The organism is Mycoplasmoides pneumoniae FH (assembly GCF_001272835.1).
Taxonomy (GTDB): domain Bacteria; phylum Bacillota_I; class Bacilli_A; order Mycoplasmatales; family Mycoplasmoidaceae; genus Mycoplasmoides; species Mycoplasmoides pneumoniae.
In genome coordinates, this window is record NZ_CP010546.1 from 301,406 (window position 1) to 322,476 (window position 21,071).

The 21,071-nt window shown below is 38.3% G+C and carries 19 protein-coding genes and 3 pseudogenes; 19 read left to right on the forward strand and 3 right to left on the reverse strand.

Going from position 1 to position 21,071, the window contains the following annotated elements; genetic code table 4:
* Window positions 1-2 precede the first annotated feature (2 nt).
* The 13 genes and pseudogenes from asnS (at window position 3) to F539_RS01460 (ending at window position 14,004) form a co-directional block, all read left to right on the forward strand.
* A complete protein-coding gene (gene asnS / locus F539_RS01400; protein ID WP_014325419.1) occupies window positions 3-1,370 on the forward strand; it encodes an asparagine--tRNA ligase in 1,368 nt (455 codons plus the stop codon).
* Window positions 1,327-2,010, forward strand: coding sequence for a CDP-diacylglycerol--glycerol-3-phosphate 3-phosphatidyltransferase (gene pgsA, locus F539_RS01405; RefSeq protein ID WP_014325420.1), 684 nt, complete (start codon window positions 1,327-1,329; stop codon window positions 2,008-2,010). The genes asnS and pgsA overlap by 44 nt, the downstream gene beginning before the upstream one ends.
* A 21-nt stretch (window positions 2,011-2,031) precedes the next feature.
* Window positions 2,032-2,504: pseudogene (locus tag F539_RS01410) on the forward strand (CinA family protein).
* A gap of 25 nt (window positions 2,505-2,529) precedes the next feature.
* Window positions 2,530-3,285, forward strand: coding sequence for a glycosyltransferase family protein (locus F539_RS01415; protein WP_010874612.1), 756 nt, complete (start codon window positions 2,530-2,532; stop codon window positions 3,283-3,285).
* Window positions 3,278-3,949, forward strand: coding sequence for an MPN256 family protein (locus F539_RS01420; protein WP_014574921.1), 672 nt, complete (start codon window positions 3,278-3,280; stop codon window positions 3,947-3,949). The genes F539_RS01415 and F539_RS01420 overlap by 8 nt, the downstream gene beginning before the upstream one ends.
* On the forward strand, window positions 3,930-4,946 hold the full coding sequence (galE, locus tag F539_RS01425) for a UDP-glucose 4-epimerase GalE (RefSeq protein ID WP_010874614.1): 1,017 nt from the start codon (window positions 3,930-3,932) through the stop codon (window positions 4,944-4,946). Before F539_RS01420 ends, galE begins: the two co-directional genes overlap by 20 nt.
* 14 nt (window positions 4,947-4,960) lie before the next feature.
* Complete coding sequence (locus F539_RS01430; RefSeq protein WP_014325423.1) at window positions 4,961-6,679, forward strand: ABC transporter ATP-binding protein; 1,719 nt, start codon at window positions 4,961-4,963, stop codon at window positions 6,677-6,679.
* A gap of 16 nt (window positions 6,680-6,695) precedes the next feature.
* Window positions 6,696-8,249, forward strand: coding sequence for an ABC transporter permease subunit (locus tag F539_RS01435; RefSeq protein ID WP_014574924.1), 1,554 nt, complete (start codon window positions 6,696-6,698; stop codon window positions 8,247-8,249).
* A complete protein-coding gene (locus F539_RS01440) occupies window positions 8,249-9,184 on the forward strand; it encodes an ABC transporter permease (RefSeq protein WP_010874617.1) in 936 nt (311 codons plus the stop codon). The genes F539_RS01435 and F539_RS01440 overlap by 1 nt, the downstream gene beginning before the upstream one ends.
* A 36-nt stretch (window positions 9,185-9,220) precedes the next feature.
* The gene (gene topA / locus F539_RS01445) at window positions 9,221-11,356 is read left to right on the forward strand and encodes a type I DNA topoisomerase (protein WP_017532806.1); all 2,136 of its coding nucleotides are present in this window, start codon (window positions 9,221-9,223) and stop codon (window positions 11,354-11,356) included.
* A complete protein-coding gene (locus F539_RS01450) occupies window positions 11,346-12,773 on the forward strand; it encodes an MPN262 family protein (protein WP_017532807.1) in 1,428 nt (475 codons plus the stop codon). The genes topA and F539_RS01450 overlap by 11 nt, the downstream gene beginning before the upstream one ends.
* 65 nt (window positions 12,774-12,838) lie before the next feature.
* Complete coding sequence (trxA, locus tag F539_RS01455; protein ID WP_010874620.1) at window positions 12,839-13,147, forward strand: thioredoxin; 309 nt, start codon at window positions 12,839-12,841, stop codon at window positions 13,145-13,147.
* An 11-nt stretch (window positions 13,148-13,158) separates the two neighbouring features.
* Window positions 13,159-14,004 (forward strand): Cof-type HAD-IIB family hydrolase, encoded by an 846-nt coding sequence (locus F539_RS01460; protein WP_014325427.1) that lies wholly within the window; start codon window positions 13,159-13,161, stop codon window positions 14,002-14,004.
* Between the two features lie 7 nt (window positions 14,005-14,011).
* Here F539_RS01460 and trpS read toward each other — a convergent pair whose 3' ends face one another.
* On the reverse strand, window positions 14,012-15,052 hold the full coding sequence (gene trpS / locus F539_RS01465; protein ID WP_014325428.1) for a tryptophan--tRNA ligase: 1,041 nt from the start codon (window positions 15,050-15,052) through the stop codon (window positions 14,012-14,014).
* Window positions 15,053-15,108: 56 nt separating this feature from the next.
* On the opposite strand from trpS, the gene F539_RS01470 reads away from it, so the two are divergent.
* The 6 genes and pseudogenes from F539_RS01470 to F539_RS01500 all read left to right on the forward strand — a co-directional run bounded on the left by F539_RS01470 (window position 15,109) and on the right by F539_RS01500 (window position 19,455).
* Window positions 15,109-15,546 (forward strand): Spx/MgsR family RNA polymerase-binding regulatory protein, encoded by a 438-nt coding sequence (locus F539_RS01470; protein WP_010874623.1) that lies wholly within the window; start codon window positions 15,109-15,111, stop codon window positions 15,544-15,546.
* Window positions 15,546-16,325: an NAD(+) kinase gene (locus tag F539_RS01475; protein ID WP_010874624.1), complete on the forward strand. Its 780-nt coding sequence runs from the start codon at window positions 15,546-15,548 to the stop codon at window positions 16,323-16,325. The genes F539_RS01470 and F539_RS01475 overlap by 1 nt, the downstream gene beginning before the upstream one ends.
* Entirely contained in the window at window positions 16,325-16,678 is a 354-nt protein-coding gene (locus F539_RS01480; RefSeq protein ID WP_010874625.1) for a PTS transporter subunit IIBC, read from the forward strand. Before F539_RS01475 ends, F539_RS01480 begins: the two co-directional genes overlap by 1 nt.
* Window positions 16,668-18,149 (forward strand): ribonuclease Y, encoded by a 1,482-nt coding sequence (locus tag F539_RS01485; RefSeq protein ID WP_014325429.1) that lies wholly within the window; start codon window positions 16,668-16,670, stop codon window positions 18,147-18,149. The genes F539_RS01480 and F539_RS01485 overlap by 11 nt, the downstream gene beginning before the upstream one ends.
* A gap of 2 nt (window positions 18,150-18,151) precedes the next feature.
* Entirely contained in the window at window positions 18,152-18,439 is a 288-nt protein-coding gene (locus F539_RS01490) for an MPN270 family protein (protein WP_010874627.1), read from the forward strand.
* Between the two features lie 261 nt (window positions 18,440-18,700).
* A pseudogene (locus F539_RS01500) lies at window positions 18,701-19,455 on the forward strand (lipoprotein).
* 150 nt (window positions 19,456-19,605) lie between these two features.
* On the opposite strand, the pseudogene F539_RS03930 reads toward F539_RS01500, so the two are convergent.
* Together F539_RS03930 and F539_RS01505 are read right to left on the reverse strand one after the other, a co-directional pair.
* A pseudogene (locus F539_RS03930) lies at window positions 19,606-19,797 on the reverse strand (DUF16 domain-containing protein); the annotation flags it as partial.
* 675 nt (window positions 19,798-20,472) lie between these two features.
* Window positions 20,473-20,916 (reverse strand): restriction endonuclease subunit S, encoded by a 444-nt coding sequence (locus F539_RS01505; RefSeq protein ID WP_349675619.1) that lies wholly within the window; start codon window positions 20,914-20,916, stop codon window positions 20,473-20,475.
* Window positions 20,917-21,071 lie beyond the last annotated feature (155 nt).

Genomic DNA, 21,071 nt, shown 5'->3' on the forward strand with positions numbered 1-21,071 from the left:
ATATGTCTGCAACTGCTATTAGCGATCTCTTTGAAAAACCAGCCCAATTTAAAAACAAGAAAATTAAGCTAACGGGTTGATTGAAAAACAAACGTACTAGCGCCAACATTATCTTTTTGGAAGTTAATGATGGATCAACGCTGTTAAACCTACAAGCGGTGGTTAAACAAGACCAACCGGAGTTGTTTGCATTAGCTGAATCAATTAGTTTAGCGAGTGCTGTAAGTGTTTCTGGTACTGTAGCGTTAACACCCAAATCCAAACAACCCTTGGAATTAGTAGTCAAACAAATTAATGTATTGAGTACTGCGCGAGCAGACTATCCACTCCAAAAAAAGGAACACAGCTTGGAGTTTTTCCGCAACAACGCCTATTTGCGCGTACGAGCCCGTACCTACTTTGCCATCATGAAAGTGCGCAGTCTGTTGTCACAAGCCATTTTTGACTACTTCTTTAAGAATGACTTTGTTTTAGTGCACAGTCCAATTCTTACTAGCAACGACTGTGAGGGGGCAGGTGAGACCTTTGAATTAAAGCAAGGTAAGGAATTCTTTAATAAGACTACTTACCTTACTGTCAGTGGTCAGTTTGGTGCGGAGTGTTACGCCCAAGCCTTTAAAAAAGTGTTTACCTTCGGGCCGACTTTTCGCGCTGAAAAATCACACACTTCACGGCACCTTAGTGAGTTTTGGATGATTGAACCAGAAGTTGCTTTTGCCAACCTCAAGGACTTAATTAAGCTAATTGAAAGCACTGTCAAAACCGTGATTAAACAGGTTATGCAAAAAGCCAAGCAGGAACTCGACTTTTTAGAAAAGCAGTTTGATGTCAAATTAATGGAACGCTTAAAGCAAATTACAAGTACCAAAAACTTCCATGTTTTGGAATACATCAAGGCCTTAGAGATTTTAAAAACAGCCCAAGCTAGTGGTCAAGCTAACTTTGAGGTACAAGACTTTAACTTCGGTTTAGATCTCAAAACGGAACACGAACGCTTTTTGTGTGAACAGCATTTTCACAACCAACCGGTGTTTGTAATTAACTACCCCAAGGACCTTAAGGCCTTTTACATGAAGCAAAATGCTGATGGTAGAACTGTTGGTGCGGTTGACCTTTTATTTCCCCAAATTGGTGAGATCTGTGGTGGGAGTGAACGGGAAGGTAATCTAGAAAAACTAGTGGAACGTTGCCAAGCAATGCAAATTGATACCCAAACACTTAACTGGTATTTAGATATGCGTAAATGGGGTTACTTTGCCTCAGCTGGCTTTGGTTTAGGGTTTGATCGTTTACTAGCTTACATCTGTGGATTGGAAAACATCCGTGATGCGATCCCCTTTCCCCGTGCCCATGGTTCCATTAACTATTAAAACTTGACAGAAAAAGTTACCTAATTGGTTAACCATTTACCGCATTTTTATTGCTGTACCTACCATTATTTTTTTGGGATTAAATCACTTACTTGGTAGTGTTGCTAGTTTTACAGTGTTAGGCAATGTCACCATTCACCTACAGGTTAGCCTTTTTATTGGGGGAGTCTTGTTTATTACCGCAGTTATTTCTGATTATTTAGATGGGTATTGAGCGCGGAAGTGAAGGGTTGTGTCTAACTTCGGTAAGCTGTGAGATCCGTTAGCTGACAAGGTGATTATTAACGGTGTCTTAATTGTCCTAGTAGCATATGGCTACTTTCACTTTAGTTTTTTAATTGTGATTGTGCTGCGTGATTTAGTGCTAGACGGATTGCGCTTTTACGCTCAGGAAAAACAGCTAATTATTCCCGCCAACCAATGGGGTAAGTGAAAAACCACTTGACAAATGATAGCAATCTTAATGAGCTGTTTTGTGTTTAGTTTTTCTTTGAAGGAAACCAACAGTGCTAACACAAAAATCTTTTACTGAGCCATAGTGCATTTGCCCTATTATTTAGCTACAGCCTTCTCCTTGGTCTCGTTTGGTATTTACGCCCAACAAATATATAAAACCATTAAGGTTAAAGTAAAGTTATAATTTTGGAACTTTCTTATTGTTGTGTACGCGCGCTTAATTGCTGAAAAACTGCTAAATCATAAGCTCACCATTGCCACTGCAGAGTCAGTTACTGGGGGCCTTTTGAGTAGTAGCTTAACCGACATCGCTGGTGCTTCTCGTTTCTTTAAGGGTGCCATTGTGGCATACAGCAATGAATTGAAAAAATCACTTTTAAATGTCAAACAATCAACCTTAATTAACCACGGTGCTGTTCGCGTTATTGTGTTCGTGAAATGGCGTTAGGTTTAATGCAAAAATTCAATGTTGATATTGCCGTGGCCTGCAGTGGGTTAGCGGGTCCTGATGCATTGGAAAACCAAGCAGTTGGTAGCTTGTTTTTCTGTGTGATTGTTGCCAACAAGGCTTATGACTTTGAAACAAAACTACCAGCTGGCTCTAGAAACGAATTGCGCCAGCTTTTTGTGCAAAAAATCTTGCAAACAGTTGAACACATTTTAAGTGAAATTTCTTAGGTTAAATAAGGTTTAAGAGAACAAGATGCAGCGTACTTTAAATGTTGGGGTGATCCTGTGTGAAAGCTTTATTTCCAACGCCCAAAACCCAGTTAACTCCTACATTAAGATTTACGAAAACGTGAGGATGTTTGAGTTTGCGATTAAGCTACTTCAAGAATCGCGAATTAACTTCCAAAAGATCCTTTTATACGTTTTGGAAGAGCAAATTCCACTTGTGGAAAAAGTAGTTGCCAAGTACGAAAACTGCTGGGTCTTTCGTTCCAAGCACAACGAGGTTGAGGACATTTATGAAGCCAAGGGCTTTATTGAAGACAAGTACAAAATTGGTTTAAAAAGTTCTAAAAACCAAGCCTCTTCGTATTATGACAACTGTTGTTTTGTTGTCTTGGAAGCATGTCGACCTTTAACTTCCAAGAAGGTTGTTAAAAACGTGTATGAAAAGGCAATGATTGACGGTGCCGCTGTAGCTGTACTACCGTTTGAAAGGCAGCTTGTTTGTGGTGATAATACTAAGGCGGTGCGCCAGTTAAAGGACAAGGGCAACATGAACTATTGGCGTCAAAGTAGTACTTGGGAGTTGCAATTTCCCCAGGCTTATACGCTCAATAAGTTAAACCAGTATCATAAAAACCTCTTTATGAAGGCGCGGAACATGCTTGATTTAATGAACATTTCCGCTAAGAATCCCCTAAGCATTGTCGATGGTAGTGCTTACAGCTTTCGTGTAGTTACTAGCCTGGACTTTGAAATTTTGTTAGGTATTTTGCGCAATGGATAGAAAAATAGTTCAACTAATTCATAACTTTAGCGGTACAGAAAAACTAAAAGCAGCTGTTTTTTCACACGACGAACAGTGTTTCTTTGACTTTGTTAGCTTCGATGAATTAAACAGTAAGCTAACTGGGTTTCTGTTATTTGACAGCTTGGAGAAGCTGTTCAAACTAGTAGAAACAATTCAGCAAAAGCGCAGTTGGCTTTATGTTGATGAATTGTGACTGATCAATACTGCAACTGACAACCAACAACTCAATGAAGTGAGCGTTTGGTTAGTGAAAAAGGAGCTTGCGCAAGTCGGTGTTTTAACCCAATTGGATACTAGTTTAGTCAAGCTTTTAATGGCTTCCAAAAATACTGACAGTGCCCTTTACAACACTTACATTAAACCAGTGGAGTTGCAACAGTTTACCCAAACACCAGCTCCTGATAACGTTAATGCAGAGCAATCGCATTTAACCTTGGAGTCTACCACCGACTTGAACAACAGTCAACTAGCCAATACTCCAGCGTTGTGGGAAGTGGAACAAACGACCCAGGAATTGTTACCAACCATGGACTTTTCTAAGTTTATTGATGAATTAGATCAAATTACCAAAAACTTTTCTGATTTAGAGTTAGAACCACTTAGTTTTAACGAAGGTTTTGATGAGTGAAACCAAGAGTAAAGTACTCGTTTTAGGCGGTTTAGGTTACATTGGGAGCTGTTTTATTGACCAGCTTCTAAAACAGTACCCTGATGTAACTGTTAGTGTAATTGACATTAACCACACTAGTCTGGCGCTACAACTGTTACCAAGACAGGTCAACGTTCACTTTGTTAACTTACTTGACCGTGCACAGTTAACAGATACGATTGCTCAAATTAACCCTGATGTCGTGTTTCACTTTGCGGCAAAAACAAGCGTAAAGGAATCGACCGAACAACCACTTACATATTTTGACCATAACCTAGTCGGTACGCTCAACTTACTCCACGCTTTAAAAGAACTACAAAAACCGATCCAGCTGTTCTTCTCCTCCACTGCTGCAGTCTTTGGTAGTGCTAGTACACTTCCAATTCCAGAAAACTTAGTTTTAGAGGAAACACTCGCTTCCAATCCGTATGGCATTAGTAAGTTTTTAAGTGAAATAGTACTGCAAACACTTACCCGTAGCCCCCATTTTCAAGTAATAGCGTTGCGCTACTTTAACGTAGCGGGTGCTAGTAATCCCTTTGGTAACTTCAATAAAAACACGACCTTACTGATTCCTAACCTGATTAAAGCCTTTATGGAAAAGCGCACCTTCTTTCTGTATGGTGATGACTATGACACTAAAGATGGGAGCTGTATCCGTGATTACATCCATGTAGTAGACTTGTGTGATGCCCATTTGTTGGCGTGAAAGTGGTTGCAAGCCAATCCTAAAGTGCGCTTTGAAAGCTTTAACTTAGGTAGTGGTCAGGGCTTTTCCAATTGGGAGGTCATTAATACTGCTCAAGCAATCTTTGCGCCTGAACAATTACAGCTCAAAATTGAATCACGAAGGGCTGGTGATCCACCTGTTTTAGTGGTTGATTGCACGAAGGCAAAACGCTTACTCAACTTCCAACCAACCCGCTCATTACACAAAATGCTGAGCGATGAAACAATTTTTTATCGGGATTTTTATAATAGGCTTTAAATTCAATTTTGGCAATGTCAAAAATAGCCTTCAGGATGGAAAATATCTGCAAGAGTTTTGACAATGGTAGGGTCAAAGCTAATGTAGATGTTAACCTCACGGTTTACGAAAATACTGTCCACACATTGCTGGGTGAAAATGGTGCGGGCAAATCTACTTTAACTTCCATTTTGTTCGGTTTATACCAACCCGACAGCGGCAAAATTTTTATTGGTGAAGAGGAAGTACACTTCAAGTCCTCCAAGGATGCCGTGCAGCACAAAATTGGGATGGTGCACCAGCACTTTAAGCTGGTTGATAACTACACCGTCTTAGACAACATTATTTTGGGCAATGAAAGTAGTTTTTCCATTCCTTTTACCAACGGTAAGCTTAAACTACCTTTATTGCACCGTAAAGCTAGCGAAGCCAAAATTCAAGCAATGATGGAACGGTATGACCTCCATGTGAACTTGCACCAAAAGGTAAGCCGCTTAACGGTGGGTCAGCAACAACGGGTCGAGATCTTGAAGGTGTTATTCCGTGACAGTGACATTCTCATCTTTGATGAACCAACCGCTGTTTTGAGCGACCAGGAGATCAAGAGCTTTTTAAACATCATTAAAAACTTCAAGAAGATGGGTAAAACGATTGTGCTCATCTCCCACAAACTCAACGAAATTAAGGAAGTAGCGGAGACTGCTACCATTTTGCGTCAAGGTCACTCCGTTGGCACCTTCCAAATTAAGGACACTTCAATTGATGAAATGGCACGCTTAATGATGGGAAAGGAGTTGAAGAAAACCAAAAACAATACTCAGTTTACCGCCAAAGGTGAGCCCGTTTTAAAGGTCGAAAACCTCCATCTTTATTTAAACCAAAACTGGTTTTACAAGTTAATTGCGCGCTGGAACCAAAAGCGAATTAATCAACTCCAAAAACAGGGTAAGCCAGCGAAAACACTGTGGTTAAAGAGTTGACTAGAAGGGTTGGCAGCTATTGAAAAAACACCCCGTTTTATTCGTGGAATCGTTAATAATTTAGGTTTTGGTAGCCAACAGGTGTTTGATAAAGGGATTAGTTTTGAGATCCATAAGGGTGAAATTTTTGCCATTGCCGGGGTGGAAGGTAACGGTCAAAACCAATTAATAGATCTTATTTGTGGCTTGGAAAAAGCAGCACCAAAAAAGGTCTTCTTCAATGGTTTTGACATTTCACGTTATTCCATTCGCAAGCGGATTAACGCTGGTATTGGTTTTGTGTTAGAAGACCGCCATAAATACGGATTAATCTTAGACCAAACGGTGCGTTTTAACGCGGTGAATAACCAAATTGATCGTAAGCAATTTAGCAGTTGAAATTTTTTAAATCAAATGCAAATAGCTGTTTACACTAACCAAATCGTCGATAAATTTGATGTTCGTGGAGCGGTACAAGGTACAGCAATAGTGCGTTTACTTTCCGGGGGTAATCAGCAAAAGCTGATTATTGGTCGGGAACTGACAAAGCAGAACGAGCTGTTAGTGTTTGCTCAAGTAACCCGGGGTTTGGATGTTGGTGCCATTTCGTTTATCCACCAAAAGATTTTGGATGCAAAGAAACAAAATAATGCAATCTTGTTAGTGTCATATGAGTTAGATGAAATTTTAGCTATTGCCGATACCATTGGCGTAATTAACAAAGGCAACCTGTTGGAAGTCAATAAACGTGATGTAATGACGCGTGAACGCATAGGCAAACTAATCATGCAATAAGAAAAAACTGGGAATTATGAATGCTTTAAATTACCTCAAACACCGTTTTCTGTTTAGTAAAGACAAGTTTTGGTACGCCCCTTTTAAACAAAAGCAACGTCGGAGCATCTACTCCACCTTTTCGTTGATTGTTCTCTCCTTTATTGTTTCGTTCTTTTTAATAGTCGCCATTCCCGGCATTAAAGGCGGTACCTTCTTAGAAATCTTTACCCGTTTATTTAAAGATAGGGTTAACATCGAAAACTTTGCACGACAAATTGCGATTTACACCCTAGCTGCTTTGGCGTTTAGCTTTTGTATGAGTGTTGGGGTGTTTAACATTGGGATTTCGGGACAAATGATGGCTGGCGCTAATTTTGGTTTCATGATGATCCTCAAGGTTTTCCCCGAGTCATTCCGTCCTGCCTTTGGTGGTCAGATCATTACCATCCTCTTAATGATTCTAGGTAGTGTGACCGTTGCTATGGTGGTAGCTGCTTTAAAGGTCTTCTTTAAGGTTAATGAAGTGGTTAGTGCCATTATGCTCAACTGGGTAATTGTGCTGGTTAGCGCTTATCTAGTGGGTACTTACATTAAACCGGAAAAAACTGATACTTCCCAGTTTTACTCGATTGAACTACCGGATGCCTTTGCGCTGTATAACTTCTCTGATGTTCAACAAAAGTATGGTTGATTAACCTCGTTGGTTATTGCCATAGCAGCTGCCATATTCATTGCAGTTTTAATGAAGTTCACCGTTTTTGGACACAAACTCAAGTCCACGGGTTTAAGTGTGACGGGTTCGCAAGCCGCTGGTTACATTGTTAAGAAGTATCAGTTCCTCTCGTTTGTGATTTCAGGAATCCTTTCTGGTTTACTAGCAGCTGTAGTTTATACCGCATCCTTTGAAAAGCAGTTAACGTTCTCAGATGTGGGTGACTTTGGGATTACATCGGTACCGATTACTGGGTTTGATGGAATTGCAATTGGTTTAATTGCGCTCAACAGTCCAGCGCGAATTGTAATAGTTTCCACCATTATTTCATTTGTAACCATTGGTGCTAAACCAGCGGGGTTAAACGCTGCTACTGCGAGCTTGGTGTTGGGTATCATGATGTATTTCGCTGCCATTTATAACCTGATGATTTACATCAAGCCATGGCGCATGATTGTCAAGCTCAATATTGGTAAGATGAACGAAGCGGCATATGATGAATTCCAAAACGAGATGGCTGCTAATTTAGAAACGCTGTCGTTCCAGCGCTTTTTAGATAAACAAAAACGGAAGCATGATAAAGAGCGAATGGTTTGGTTTGACACCAAGCGCTTTGAGGAGTACCAGAAAAAGAAGCAAGCAACTCTACAAACCTTCCATGAAAATTCCTCGCAAAACTTACTGCAGTACTGAAAGCAACAGTTACTAGTAGCCGATGTAAAGCGATTAACTTTCAAATGAGACTTTCTTACCTTTAAACACCAGCAAAAGTACATCTTACGCTGGTACAAGGGCAAGAACAAAAAGCAAACAGCACTAGAAAATGAGTTTGCTAGTTTAAACGAAGCTATTAGTCAAAAATTGGAGGAGAAATAATGTCACAGTCTTTAATTTCTTTTAGTAACTTAGATAACTGGTTGTTTGTCGCTCCTGCACTGCTACTCGCTGTATTGAGTGGTTACTTATCTGAGCGGGTTGGTATTGTCAATATTGCCATTAACGGGGGCATGGTGTTTGGCGGGATGTTCTTATCCTTAATGTCTTATGCCTTTGTGCCCAATGCAAATGATTCTGCACCATCTTGATCACTAGCAATAAGCATCCCTTTAAGTGTTATCTTTGCCTCAGCTGTTGGTTTTCTGTTTGGCATTGCCGCCATTAAACTCAAAGCCGATCACGTGATTGTTGGCACAGGGGTTAACTTACTGGGCACGGGAATTAATTTCTTTGTGGCACAAAATGCCCGCTCATTGCTTAACGATACTGATTTAAGGGTACGATACAGCTTTGTAAGAACAGGAAACTCTGTAAGTATTGAGGGTATAGCAATCTTTGCCTTTGCAATTATCTTTGTTTTATTAGTGTGGTATTTGATGAACTTTACTAAAACGGGCTTGCGTTACCGTGCTGTTGGGGAAAATCCTAATGTGATTGATACCCAAGGTATTAGTGTGTATAAATACCAGTGGTTTGGGGTAATGGCTTCGACGATGGTAGCAGCTTTAGCGGGTTGTTGTTTTGCTTTAAGTCCACAGGTACCTAGCTTTTCTAGCGGGGATGTGAGCGGGTTTGGTTTTATTGCCATTGCCATTATGATCATTTCGATGTGACGAATTATCCCAAGTATTGTGATCTCGCCCTTGTTTGCACTAGCTTATGTGCTTACTACCGGTGTGGTAGGTAATGCTAATAACACTTACTTATTGAGAACTATTCCGTTTATTATTTCGCTGTTGGTAATGATGGTATTTGGATATCTCAATGTAGGGCCGAAAAACGTTGGTAAGCATTTCGATAAGGGTTTGCGATAGGTTAACCTTTATTTATAGTTATAGTCAAGCCAACAAATGAGTAAAAATCTGGTGGTGATTGAATCACCCAATAAAGTTAAAACGTTGCAAAAATATTTACCGAATGACTTTGAAATAGTTTCTACCATTGGTCATATTCGGGAAATGGTGCACAAAAACTTTGGTTTTAACGAAGCCGATTACTCACCAGTTTGGGAAGACTGAACTAAATCAAAAAAGAAGTTTTCTAGCCTTAGCTTTAAAGGTAATCTTAAGGGCAAAAAACTTTTAAGTAAGTACGACATCATCAAAAGCATTAAAGAGAAGGCTAGTAAAGCCACTAACATTTACCTAGCAACCGACCCAGACCGTGAGGGAGAGGCAATTTCCTGACATGTTTACGATGTTTTGGATGAAAAGGACAAGTCGAAGTGCCAACGCATTACCTTTAACGAAATTACCAAGAACGCCGTTTTAGATGCACTGAAAAACCCACGGGAAATTGATCAGAGTTGGGTGCAGAGTCAGTTTGCGCGCCAAATTCTTGACCGGATGATTGGTTTTCGCCTTTCAAGGCTGTTAAACAATTACCTCTCAGCTAAGTCAGCGGGACGGGTACAATCAGTAGCACTGCGTTTTTTAGAAGAACGTGAACAGGAAATTCGTAGCTTTGTACCACGGTTTTGGTGAACGCTCGATGTGTTGTTAAATCCCAAGGCTGAAGGTGTTAGGGAGGCGTGTGCTAATCGTTCAATTCCAATTGTCTTGCGTGAAATTAATCCTGCTTTACGTGCTGGCTTGAAATTTGAAGAGGAGAAGAGCGTATCGGGAATTGACTTTTTAGATGAAGCATCAGCTAAAAAGTTTGGTGAACAGCTCAAGGGTGTCTTTGAGGTGTACAACATTGATGAAACCAAACACTACAGCAGTTCGCCCAATTCCGCTTACACCACCGCTTCATTGCAAAAGGATGCCATCAACAAACTAGGTTGGTCTTCCAAAAAGGTAACCTTAATTGCCCAACACCTGTATGAAGGGGTGAGTATTAATGGAGAACAAACCGCTTTAATTAGCTATCCCCGTACCGACTCAACTCGTTTATCAGCGCAATTTCAACAAAGTTGTAAAGAATACATCTTAAACCATTACGGAGAAAAGTACCTCTCTAATCGGATTGTAAGCGCTAAGGGAAAAAAAGGTGAAAAAATTATCCAAGACGCCCATGAAGCAATTCACCCAACTGACATGAACATTACCCCGGAAATGGTCAAGAATGCGATTAAGAAGGATGAGTTCTTACTGTACCGCTTAATCTGGATCCGTACGGTCGCTAGTTTAATGGCGGATTGTAAAAAATCACATACCCACATCCGGTTTATTAACGATGGTAATAAGTTTTACGCTTCTTCCAAGTCATTAGTATTTGATGGTTATCGCAAAATTTACGAACACTTTGAAAATAAGGAAAGTAATGATCTCTACATTGATTTGGATAAGATTAGGGTTGGTGATCGTTTCATGGCTAAAGACATTAAGATCACAGCCCGCCAAACCCATCCAGCAGCCCGTTATACCCAAGCTAGTTTAATTGAAGCGTTAGAAAAGTCCAATATTGGTCGACCTTCCACCTATAACACGATGGCTAGTGTTAATTTAGACCGGGGTTATGCTAGTTTAAATAAACATGCTTTTCACGTAACACAACTAGGGGAGCAGGTTAATGAAGAATTGTCCAAACACTTTGGTAAGATCATTAACAAAGAGTTCACTAAAAACATGGAGAAGTCTTTGGATGAAATTGCTGAAAATAAAAAGAACTACCAGGAGTTTCTCCGTGATTTTTGGTCAAACTTTAAGGAAGAGGTAAAGCTAGCGGAGGGTTCGATTCAAAGAGTGAAAAAGGAAAAGGAATTTGTTGGTCGTGATTGTCCAAGCTGTGCTAGTCCCTTGTTGTACCGCTATACTAAACGGGGTAATGAAAAGTTTGTTGGGTGCAGTAACTTTCCCAACTGTAAATACAACGAGTTTAGCCAAAATAAACCGAATTTAACTTTGGAAAAGCTCGAAGAACTGTGTCCGGAGTGTAACAGCCAACTAGTGAAAAGACGCACTAAGTTTAATCCCAATAAAACCTTTGTTGGTTGTAGTAATTTCCCTAGGTGCCGCTACATAAAGAAGGATAATGCTAGCTAGTTTAACGAGCAGAAGTGCCACTTCCTTCTCAATAATTTGAGCGTTGGTAAGTGCCATTTTGATCTTAAGTATCCTCATTTGGCTTATTATCACCATTTTCTTTGCTTGAAATTTACACCTCAAAAACAACAAGAAACGAACAAAGTACCACTTAGAGCCGGAACAAATTAAGCACAAGATCATCCAAAATAAGACTAAATTGGGCAAAATGTTGGACTTTTACCAACAGCAGATTAACACTACTGCAACTGAGCTGAAGTGGTTGGATGGTCAGTTTCAGCAAATTGATGAAACCGATAAAAAGAAAGCGCATCAAATTACAATTAGACTAGCGCGGAACCAACTGTTACAACAGCTTAGTGTAAAGTTAGACCAAAAGCAGTTTAGTCAACGCGCTAATAATGAACTGCAAAAGTTAAAGTTGTCTAACTTAGAGAGCTTTACTGACCAAAAGATTAAATGAGACCAGGAGGGGATGAAATCCGCTGTATCCCGCGTTACCATTAACGAGTGAACCTTTAACCATTTTGCTGGTAAAAACCGTGTTTACTGGGATTACTTTAAACAAGTTTGTGATGTGGATTGCTCGATTAAACCACTTAAAGATCAGTTAGAGATTACTTTTTCGAGCTGAAGCTTATTGAAAAGACTGCAAGCAAAAAACCTGTTTAATAAGTTAATTGCTCAAAGTAGCAGTGTCAAGATGAGCGAAAAACTGATTAACAATGCTTTGCAATTAGTTCAGGACAATTTGGCATTACAAGCGAGTGAAAGTGGCAATAAGCTGCTCAAGGAGTTTGAATTATCGTGCACTAACACACAGCTAGTCCAACTGTTGGGCTTTCAGCAGTTTTACTTCGGTACAAACCTGCTTAGCTTACTTGATTTGAGCCGTTCAATCGCTGTTTTAGTGCGCTTTTTAAATGAGCACTGTAAGTGAGAATTAAACGAACGCTTACTAGTGGAAACTGCTTTGTTTAACAACTTGCAATGGGTTAATAACAACGACTTCTTTTTAAAGTCACACAATGATTTAAAACAGCTGCACCTCTCCGCTGAACAGTTGGCGATTATTGAACAGCAAAACCGTCCCTTTTACATTGATGCTTATGCTTTATTGATTGCTGGCGTAAAGCAAATGCTGATGGAGCACGATGCTGTGGAACCAAAACAAATTCACTTTCATAATGCCAAAAAGGTAATGGAAAGCTTCCAGCTGTTTGGCATTGACCAGTTAGCGTTAATAGAGTACAACAACTGTCTCTATGGCTTTGTCACCACTAAACTCTATGAGATTAAACAATTAGATGATTTAGCTTTATTTAAAGTTTTGTTTAAAAGCTTTTTGAACAAGCATTTGAAACAAAAATTTGCAACAATCAGTTTATTTGTAAATACCCAAACACTCATGATCTAACACTTTAGATCATGGAAACAATTAGCGAACTTTTAGAATATAAAACAATTGAAAACAAATAGTTTATGGTAACTGAAATTAAAAGTCTCAAACAACTCGGAGAGTTATTTGCTAGCAACAATAAGGTAATTATTGATTTTTGAGCAGAATGGTGTGGGCCGTGCAAAATTACTGGACCAGAATTTGCTAAAGCTGCTAGTGAAGTGAGCACTGTAGCGTTTGCCAAGGTAAATGTCGATGAACAAACTGACATTGCCGCTGCTTACAAAATTACCTCACTACCTACAATTGTTTTATTTGAAAAAGGCCAGGAAAAGCACCGTGCTATTGGTTTTATGCCTAAAGCCAAGATCGTGCAACTTGTCAGCCAATAAAACTTCGTTTCATGATTGACTTGCTCGGGTTAGATCTTGATGGCACTTTGTTGTCTAGAACAAGGCAAATTAACGATCCTACTAAACAAGCTTTGGCTAATTTAATCCAAAAGAAGCCTAGCTTAAAGGTAATGATTCTAACCGGTAGATCATTATTCTCCACCTTGAAGTACGTTCAAGAGCTCAACGAGCTGTGCAAAAAACCGCTAGTGGAGTACTTTTGCTGTTATGGTGGGGCTAAGTTGTACCAACTCAATAACAACCAACCCCAAGAACAGTACAAGTTTTTAATTGACAGCCGGCAAGTTAAAACAGTGTTTGAAATTGTGGAACAACACAAGGGTTTGTTTTTGGCATACCTCGATAAACCAAAGGCACCCTACATTATTTTGGGGGCAAACCAGTTTTATGCTTGACTGATTAAACAGTTTTGGTACAAACAGCGTTGTGAGTACTTTAAAAATGATCATTTAACCGATGGCATCTTAAAGATTAATGTGTACTTCGCGTGTCCTTTAAGGTTGAAGAAGGTGTACCAGATCATTAAGCGTCAGTTTCAAGACACGCTTAACGTTGTGAGTTTTTCCAAGCACTTAATTGAAATTACCCACAAGGATGGAAATAAGGGCTATGCAATTGAAGCAATTGCCAAAAAACAAGGACTTTCGTTAAAACGGATGGCGGTGATTGGTGATTCCTTAAATGACCGTTCGATGTTTGAAAAGGTACAGTATTCGTTTGCAATGTCGAAATCACCCGATGAACTCAAACTGTTAGCCACTGAAATTGGCACTAAAACAAACCGCTTTCGTTTCAGTAGTTTAGTTGATTTAATTACCGAAAAAATTATTAACTAAAACTTTTTTACTTGATGTTTTGGCTTCCTAGTCCAAAGCCATCATAGAAAAGTGCTAGTGTTGTTCTGGCCGTTGCTTGGGCTTGATTTTTACCCGCCTGGAGGCAGTTAAAGACCTGTTCACGACTAATCTGTTCCCGTTTTCTCTGAATGTTAACTAGCAGATTAACGGTTGCTTCTGTAAGTGCGTTTTTGAGATCTAAATAAGATTTAGTACTAAAGTAAGCTTCTAGATCATTCCCTAACTGATTGGTTAAGGATTGATTGACAGGCTCTTTTAAAAGTGCCTTGAGAATTGTGAGCATATTGGTCACCCCTGGCTGCGTTTTGGAAGCAAAACGGATTTTGTTAAAGCTGTCAGTGGTAGCTTGACGAATTTTTTTAACCACTACTTCTTTTGGGTCATCCAAGTAAATTACTCCGTTTTGGTTCTTTGAGGACTTACTCATCTTTTTGGTTGGGTCAAATAAGTCCATAATACGGTTGGTATCTTTGTTTTGGACAAACTGGGGTAGACGCAGCTTGAGCTTAAACTTCTTTTGAATTCGCTGCGCTAAATCACGAGTAAGCTCTAGGTGTTGTTTTTGGTCATTACCAACGGGCACAATGTCAGGTTGGTACAGCAAGATATCTCCCGCCATTAGGGCTGGATAAGTTAACAGTCCGGTGGGAATGTTTAAGGTGCCGTTTGGGTTACGGGTTTGTTCCGCTTTTTTGGCCTTGAACTGCGTCATCCGTTGCAGTTCACCGAGATTGCTTTGCACCATCATTAAATAACCCATCATACTGTGCTCCAAAAGATCGCTTTGTAAAAAGAGACAAGCTTTTTGTGGATCTAGACCAACCGCTAATAAAGTACGTACCAAATCAAAGTTATTTTGTTTCAGTGCTTGGGGTTGAAAATCAACGGTAATTGAGTGTAAATCAGCGACAAATACAAACAGTTGGCATTGCTCTTGGAGTTCAATTAACGACTGCATTACCCCCAAATAGTTGCCTAAATGCTGTTTGCCCGATGCTTGAATCCCGGTAAGAGCGCGTTTCATCATATGATTGCAATTTGTAGAATCTATTACAGATAGACAAACGTTATTTTAAAAGAAAAATGCTTAAGAAAAAAGTTAATAATGATGCTGGTAAGACGTTTATCTTAATTTCATCATCTTGCTCGTCTTGCCAAAAGGCAATCGAATACTTTAAGGAAAATAATTTGAGTTATACGATCGAAAACTTTTACAAAAAACCGATAAGTGACAAGCGCTTTCGTGACATTTTAAGTTTGAGTGAAGATGGCACCGAAAGTCTGTTTTCCAAGCGTGCTGACCAAATTCGTAGTAACACTAATCAATCAGTGGAAGATTTGACCATTCCTGAATTGATTAAGTTAATTCGCGAACGTCCTTCAATTTTGCGTCGACCAATTATTATCCAGTACAACTCTTCGGGGATTCCCAAGCGGATGCGCATTGGTTATAACGCCGCTGAAATTAAGGTATTTGAACGCAGCTTAATGGAACCTAAAGTGCGTACAGTAAAGAAGTAATGAAGTACAAGATTTTTGCATCAACAACACCACAAACCGAGCCAGTTTTGCAAAAGTTAAAGCAGGTGTTGAAAGGTTGTGAGGCAGTTGAAAAGGGCTTTGATTATCTCTTTGTATTAGGTGGTGATGGTTTCTTTGTTTCTACTGTGGCCAACTATAACTGCCACAATTGTAGGGTAGTAGGGATTAACACTGGTCATCTAGGTTTTTACACATCGTTTAATGAAAAGGATTTGGATGATAATTTCCTCCAAAAGCTCCAGCAATGTCACTTTCAACGGATTAGTTTGTTGGAAGTTAGTGTCAATGGCCAGCAGCACTTGGTTTTGAATGAACTGGCAGTTTACACCAACACAGCTTACCCAATTAACATCTTTATTGATGGTGAAGCGTGGGAGTTTTACCGCGGTTCAGGTTTATTAATCGGTCCGCGTACTGGTTCGACTGCACTGGCTAAATCTGCTAAAGGGGCGGTGATTTTCCCTGGCATTGATGTGCTGCAAATTATTGAAATGAATCCACTTTTGCACCCCAATCAAGTTACTATCCAATCACCAATTATTTTGCCCAAAGAAACGCAAGTGGAATTTGTGGTCAAAAAAGCCTTTAACCCACAACAGTTTCCCACCTTTTACTGTGACGGGAGAAAGTTGGAATTGCCAAACGCTGACACAACTTTAGCGCTTAAACTAGTGCAATCCACACCGATGTTTAACATTTCACTCAAAACACAGGACTTTATCAATAAACTTAAGTCCACTTTTATTAAACAAAGCTAATGAAAGTATTGTTGTGAATTGGTTATGTGTTGAGCTTTGGCTTACTTTACCTTTATTTGGTAAAACGTGCTAAGAGGGCCGCGCTACAATTAAACAACAAACTAGTCGAATCACACACAATTCCTTTTGCTGTACGTGACTTTATTGCCGCTTGCGGGGGTAGAACTAACTTTGTTAGTTTACGCACCTCACCCACCCAATTAATTGTTAGTTTTGCCAAGCCAGAGTTAGTTCAAATTGCCGCTTTGCAAAAGCTTGGAATTAAAGGGATTAATAAGAGTCAGAACCAGTACCGCTTTGTATTGGGCAATTTTGTCAATCAATTAAAACAGCAAATTGAAAATGAGCGCTAAGTTAACGTTAGAAAGCATTGCAAAAACATTTGCCGAAACATCGATCTTTGCGATCTTGTTTTTAATTATTGTCATCCTCAATTTAGGTTTACTTGTTTTTTTAGCGTATCAGTACCGTGTTTACAAAAAGAAGCAAAGAGCAAACCTCACCAAGCAGACTTATAACAATGACTATGGCCAAATTGTTAATTTAAAACAGCAAAACGCTGCCAAGATAAAGGAGCTTGCTAACTTAAAAGATCAGTTAAGTGAATTAGGCCAAAAATTTAACACCACACTGAGTGAAATCATTAACAAACCACTTGTCAATGTGATTGATGAATACTTGGATGAACAGTTTAAACAAGCTGCTAATTTTCGTGAAGCAGAACTTAATGCCGTTTTAGATAGTAATGACCAGAAAACAGTGTTCCATAAGCGTTTGTTCAATAAATTTCACTTTGGTGTCGACAAGCTAGCTAATATTAATGTCAAAAATCCGCTCAATTTATGCTGGGTTGACAGCGCTAGTTTTACCGTGATTGAAAGTGATTTCCGCAAACTTAATGGTGTTGGCGGGATTAATAAAAAGTTGTTAATTGAAAAGTTAAGGATTGAAGATATTATCTTTACCAATATCGATAAGAAGTACTATGAGGTACAGATACTATCTGACTCGCCAGTAAAGGTACAAAAAACAGTGTTAACTATTCGCAACATCTTGATTAATGATTACGTGGACAATGAAAAAATTGAGTCATATGCTAGGGAAGCTAACGGTTACTTCAATGACCACTGTAAACTGATTGGTAAGCAGGTGTTAGAACGACTCAATATCTTTGAAATTAGCCCTAAACTACACAAGTTTTTTGGTTTATTAGCGTTTCGTTATTCTTTCGGTCAAAACGTTTTATCACACTGTCTGGAAACTGGTTTTCTCACCGCTTACCTAGCGCTTTTAGTTAACTTTAAACCTGATGTTGCATTAAAGTGCGGTTTGTATCATGATATTGGTAAAGCGGATGATGAAAACGGGAAGAAGAACCACACGGTTACAGGTGCCAAGATCGGTGATGAATTTTACTTTGAAAACGATGTCAAATACACAATTGCCAACCACCATAATAAAAATGTCGATAACGTATACTGTCGTTTAACTCAAATTGGCGATAAGCTTTCAGCAGGGCGTTTGGGTGCGCGCTCTGACAGTTCGGTTTTATTTAACCAACTCAAACAAGAATTAAAGCAAATTGTGGAAGAAACACTAGCACAATTTAAAACAACCATCCTTTTAGGACAAAGTGGACGCCGATTAGTAATTTGATTGGAAACCAACCAGCACAATAACATTATTGACAACCAACAGTTAACTGATTTGGCTACTACCATTAAAAGCAAAATCGTGCAAAACAACATTACTAATCGCTTTCCAATTAAGGTAGTATTACGCTATAACTTCGAACACAGCTTTGATACAAAGGACAAGAACTAGTTATGCAATACACCGTTTTAATTCCACTGTTTATTTTTATAGGAGCCATGGTGTTGTTTGGTTTTAGCTTTCAGAAAAAGCAACCACAACGCCGCATCGTTCAAATTCTGTTCTTAGCTTACTGTGTGGATTTTTTAGCACTAATTATTGCAGTGATGATGCTCACATTCTTAAGTTATGATGACTTAATGCTGGGCGTTTTAATTCCAGTATTAATCCTTTCAATCATTATGTTCTTTGTGATGATTATTGCCCACTATCCACTAATGAAACGCTTGTTTGGACATTAGACAAAACGTGTCTCATTCAAGTTGTGCACAAACTTAGGTGTTTTAAGTAGATAGTCGAAGCGTTAAAAAAGTATTTTGGGTCTTCTACTTTTTCCCTAAGTAGATGTTTTTTATTGATGTAAATAAAAGGCCAAATTTAACTCTTATGAGTTAAAAAGTTCATTTTTTAAATAACATTAAACCGGAAATTTCAATTAGTTTCCTCTTCTTCAAAAGGATTTTCCAAAAAAAGCAAAATAATGCAATTATTTTTTACTGTTAATGCGTAAAAAGAAGTTTTTGTCAAGGTTTTCTTTTAGTTCTCTATTTTTATTATGTGGAACATTGTTAAGTGCTTGCACTGGTATCCAAGCTGATCTTAGAAATCTTATTAAAGAAACCACTGGTAAAGACATTGATTTGTCTAAAGCAATTAAAACTAAAGAAGGCAAAAAGAACATAATAGCTTCTTTAAAAAATCTTACGAAGTTAATCCGAAAGATACAACAAAATTGTTGTTAGACGCCTGAAAACAGAGTTTTGAAGAGGGTAAATTAGGTATTGCGGATTTTGATTTTGACCATGTAGCTTATCCTCAAACAAATGATCCTTTCACGATGGAGCGAAAGGTTGATCATTTTCAAATGACATACCAAAGTTTTAAGGATTTGTTAGTTGAGGCTAGGCTGAGCTATACCTTTAATTGATTTGGGGATTATTCTTCAGGTGATTTCACTGCTAAGAGAGGTGACAAGCATTATTTTTATCTTTTCCTTAAAATTAAATCTGATCCAAAAAAACAATTTTCAGCAAAAAAATTTCTTACTGAAGGAGAAGCGTTTACTGATCAAGAAGGAAAACAAACTACAAGAAATTTAGAGTGAATTGAGTTTAGCGCTTCGATTAGCTGATGAACAAAAGGCAAAGATGATGTTAGTCAAAAAAGTTTGAAGAAATTTTTAGAAAGCTTTGCTACTAACACAGGCTACTCATCAGATATTAATCTCTTTAGTTATTTGGAATATTTAATTAAGTAATTTGTTGTGATTTTTTAGTTTTACTTGGAAAAAATTTAGCCACCTGCTTTTCAACTTGAACAAATGGTTTTTTATTTGTACCGCATGAATAAAAAACCAGCAACTAACTTTTACAGATTAATTGCTGGTATTCTTTATTTTGAATAATATCTACTTAGAATCTAGTTTATCTAGGCGAACATCCATTGAATCCAAGCGATTGCTCATCTTTTGCAACATTTGCAAGATTAACTGTAGAGTTTCTCCTTGAACTTTTTGCTCCGCTTGAAGTTCTTTAATTTGTTCCCCTTGAGTTTGAACAGTTTCGGTTAATTGTTTAATTTGCTCACCCTGAACCTTGATCTGTTCACCCTACGTTTTTTGCAGTTCAAACACAACATCAACTTTACCTTCAACGCGCTTCAATCGGCTTTAGTGGCGAAGTCTTTGAGCTTTTCGTCAAGCTATTGGTGAATTACAAATTCATATGTTTTTGACACCTTTTTACTTCCTGAATTAGGATCATTAGGACCTTTTGGAAATCCTGGTTATTTAGGGTTCTCAGGTTATTCTGGTTTTTCTAGAAATTTTGGCAACTTCGGAGACTTTGGAATATCCGGTGTATTCGGATTCTCAGGTTTATCCAGTTGATCTTCTATTATCGTAAAGTCTTTATCCTTAAAATAGTACTCTTAGGTAGCTTGTGCAAACCATTTCTTTGCTTGGTATAGACAATTTGAAAATTAACTCTTTCCTTTGTCCGGGAAAGGATATTAAATTCCTTTTAGGAAATAACTTTAGGCATTAATAAATTCCTCCTTTCTGTTCAAGGTTTAGAAAACTAAAACGTGCAACTTTGTTGCCAGCAAGGATCAACATCATCGTTGATCTAATAAATATATTGAGTAAAGGCATAATTTCCCTTCACTAAATAAATTGAACGCCTTATTTTGAAATGACAACAAATTGACAAATTTCTTTTTAATTAAAGAAAATTTTGGAAATTAAGAGCTAATGCTTAATTTAAAGTCGTTGAATTTAAGCCTTCTTTTTGTTTTTGAACTCAATCGAATAAATAGTTTTGGTAATAATCCAATTGCTTTTTACGCATTTCAATTTCTTTGGGAATACTTTCGGTAAGATCGTTACATTTTTTTCAAAAGCAAAGAGGATATCGGCAATCTTTTCTTGAATTTCTAGAGGTGGGAAAGTAAGTTCAATTTCTGCTAATTTACTTATTCCTAATTTAGGAATAGGGCAAGCATAATTAACAAACTTAGATGTTTGCAATCTGAGTGCATAAGCTAAAAATTTAGGATTAATTTCTTCGTTTTTTACTTTTAAAACGCCACAGTCTTGTCTTGCATTAAACTGTCCTTTTCTATAGAATACAGCACCAGCATAAGAACCTCCTGTAGTTCAAGTCACGTACTCGCCATCTCGGTCACAATCTTTAATTTTGCCAACTTCACCATCATTTAAGGTTGAAGCTGAATAAACCGGGTATTAACCGAGATTATCCTTAATATATTTTTTAGTAATTGCACGACCCCTCGAGATCTCGCAAATATCTTTGATTTTGTAAGTTTTGATTTGCACAACAGTAACAGTTTAATTTCTTTTAAAAGTCATTTTCA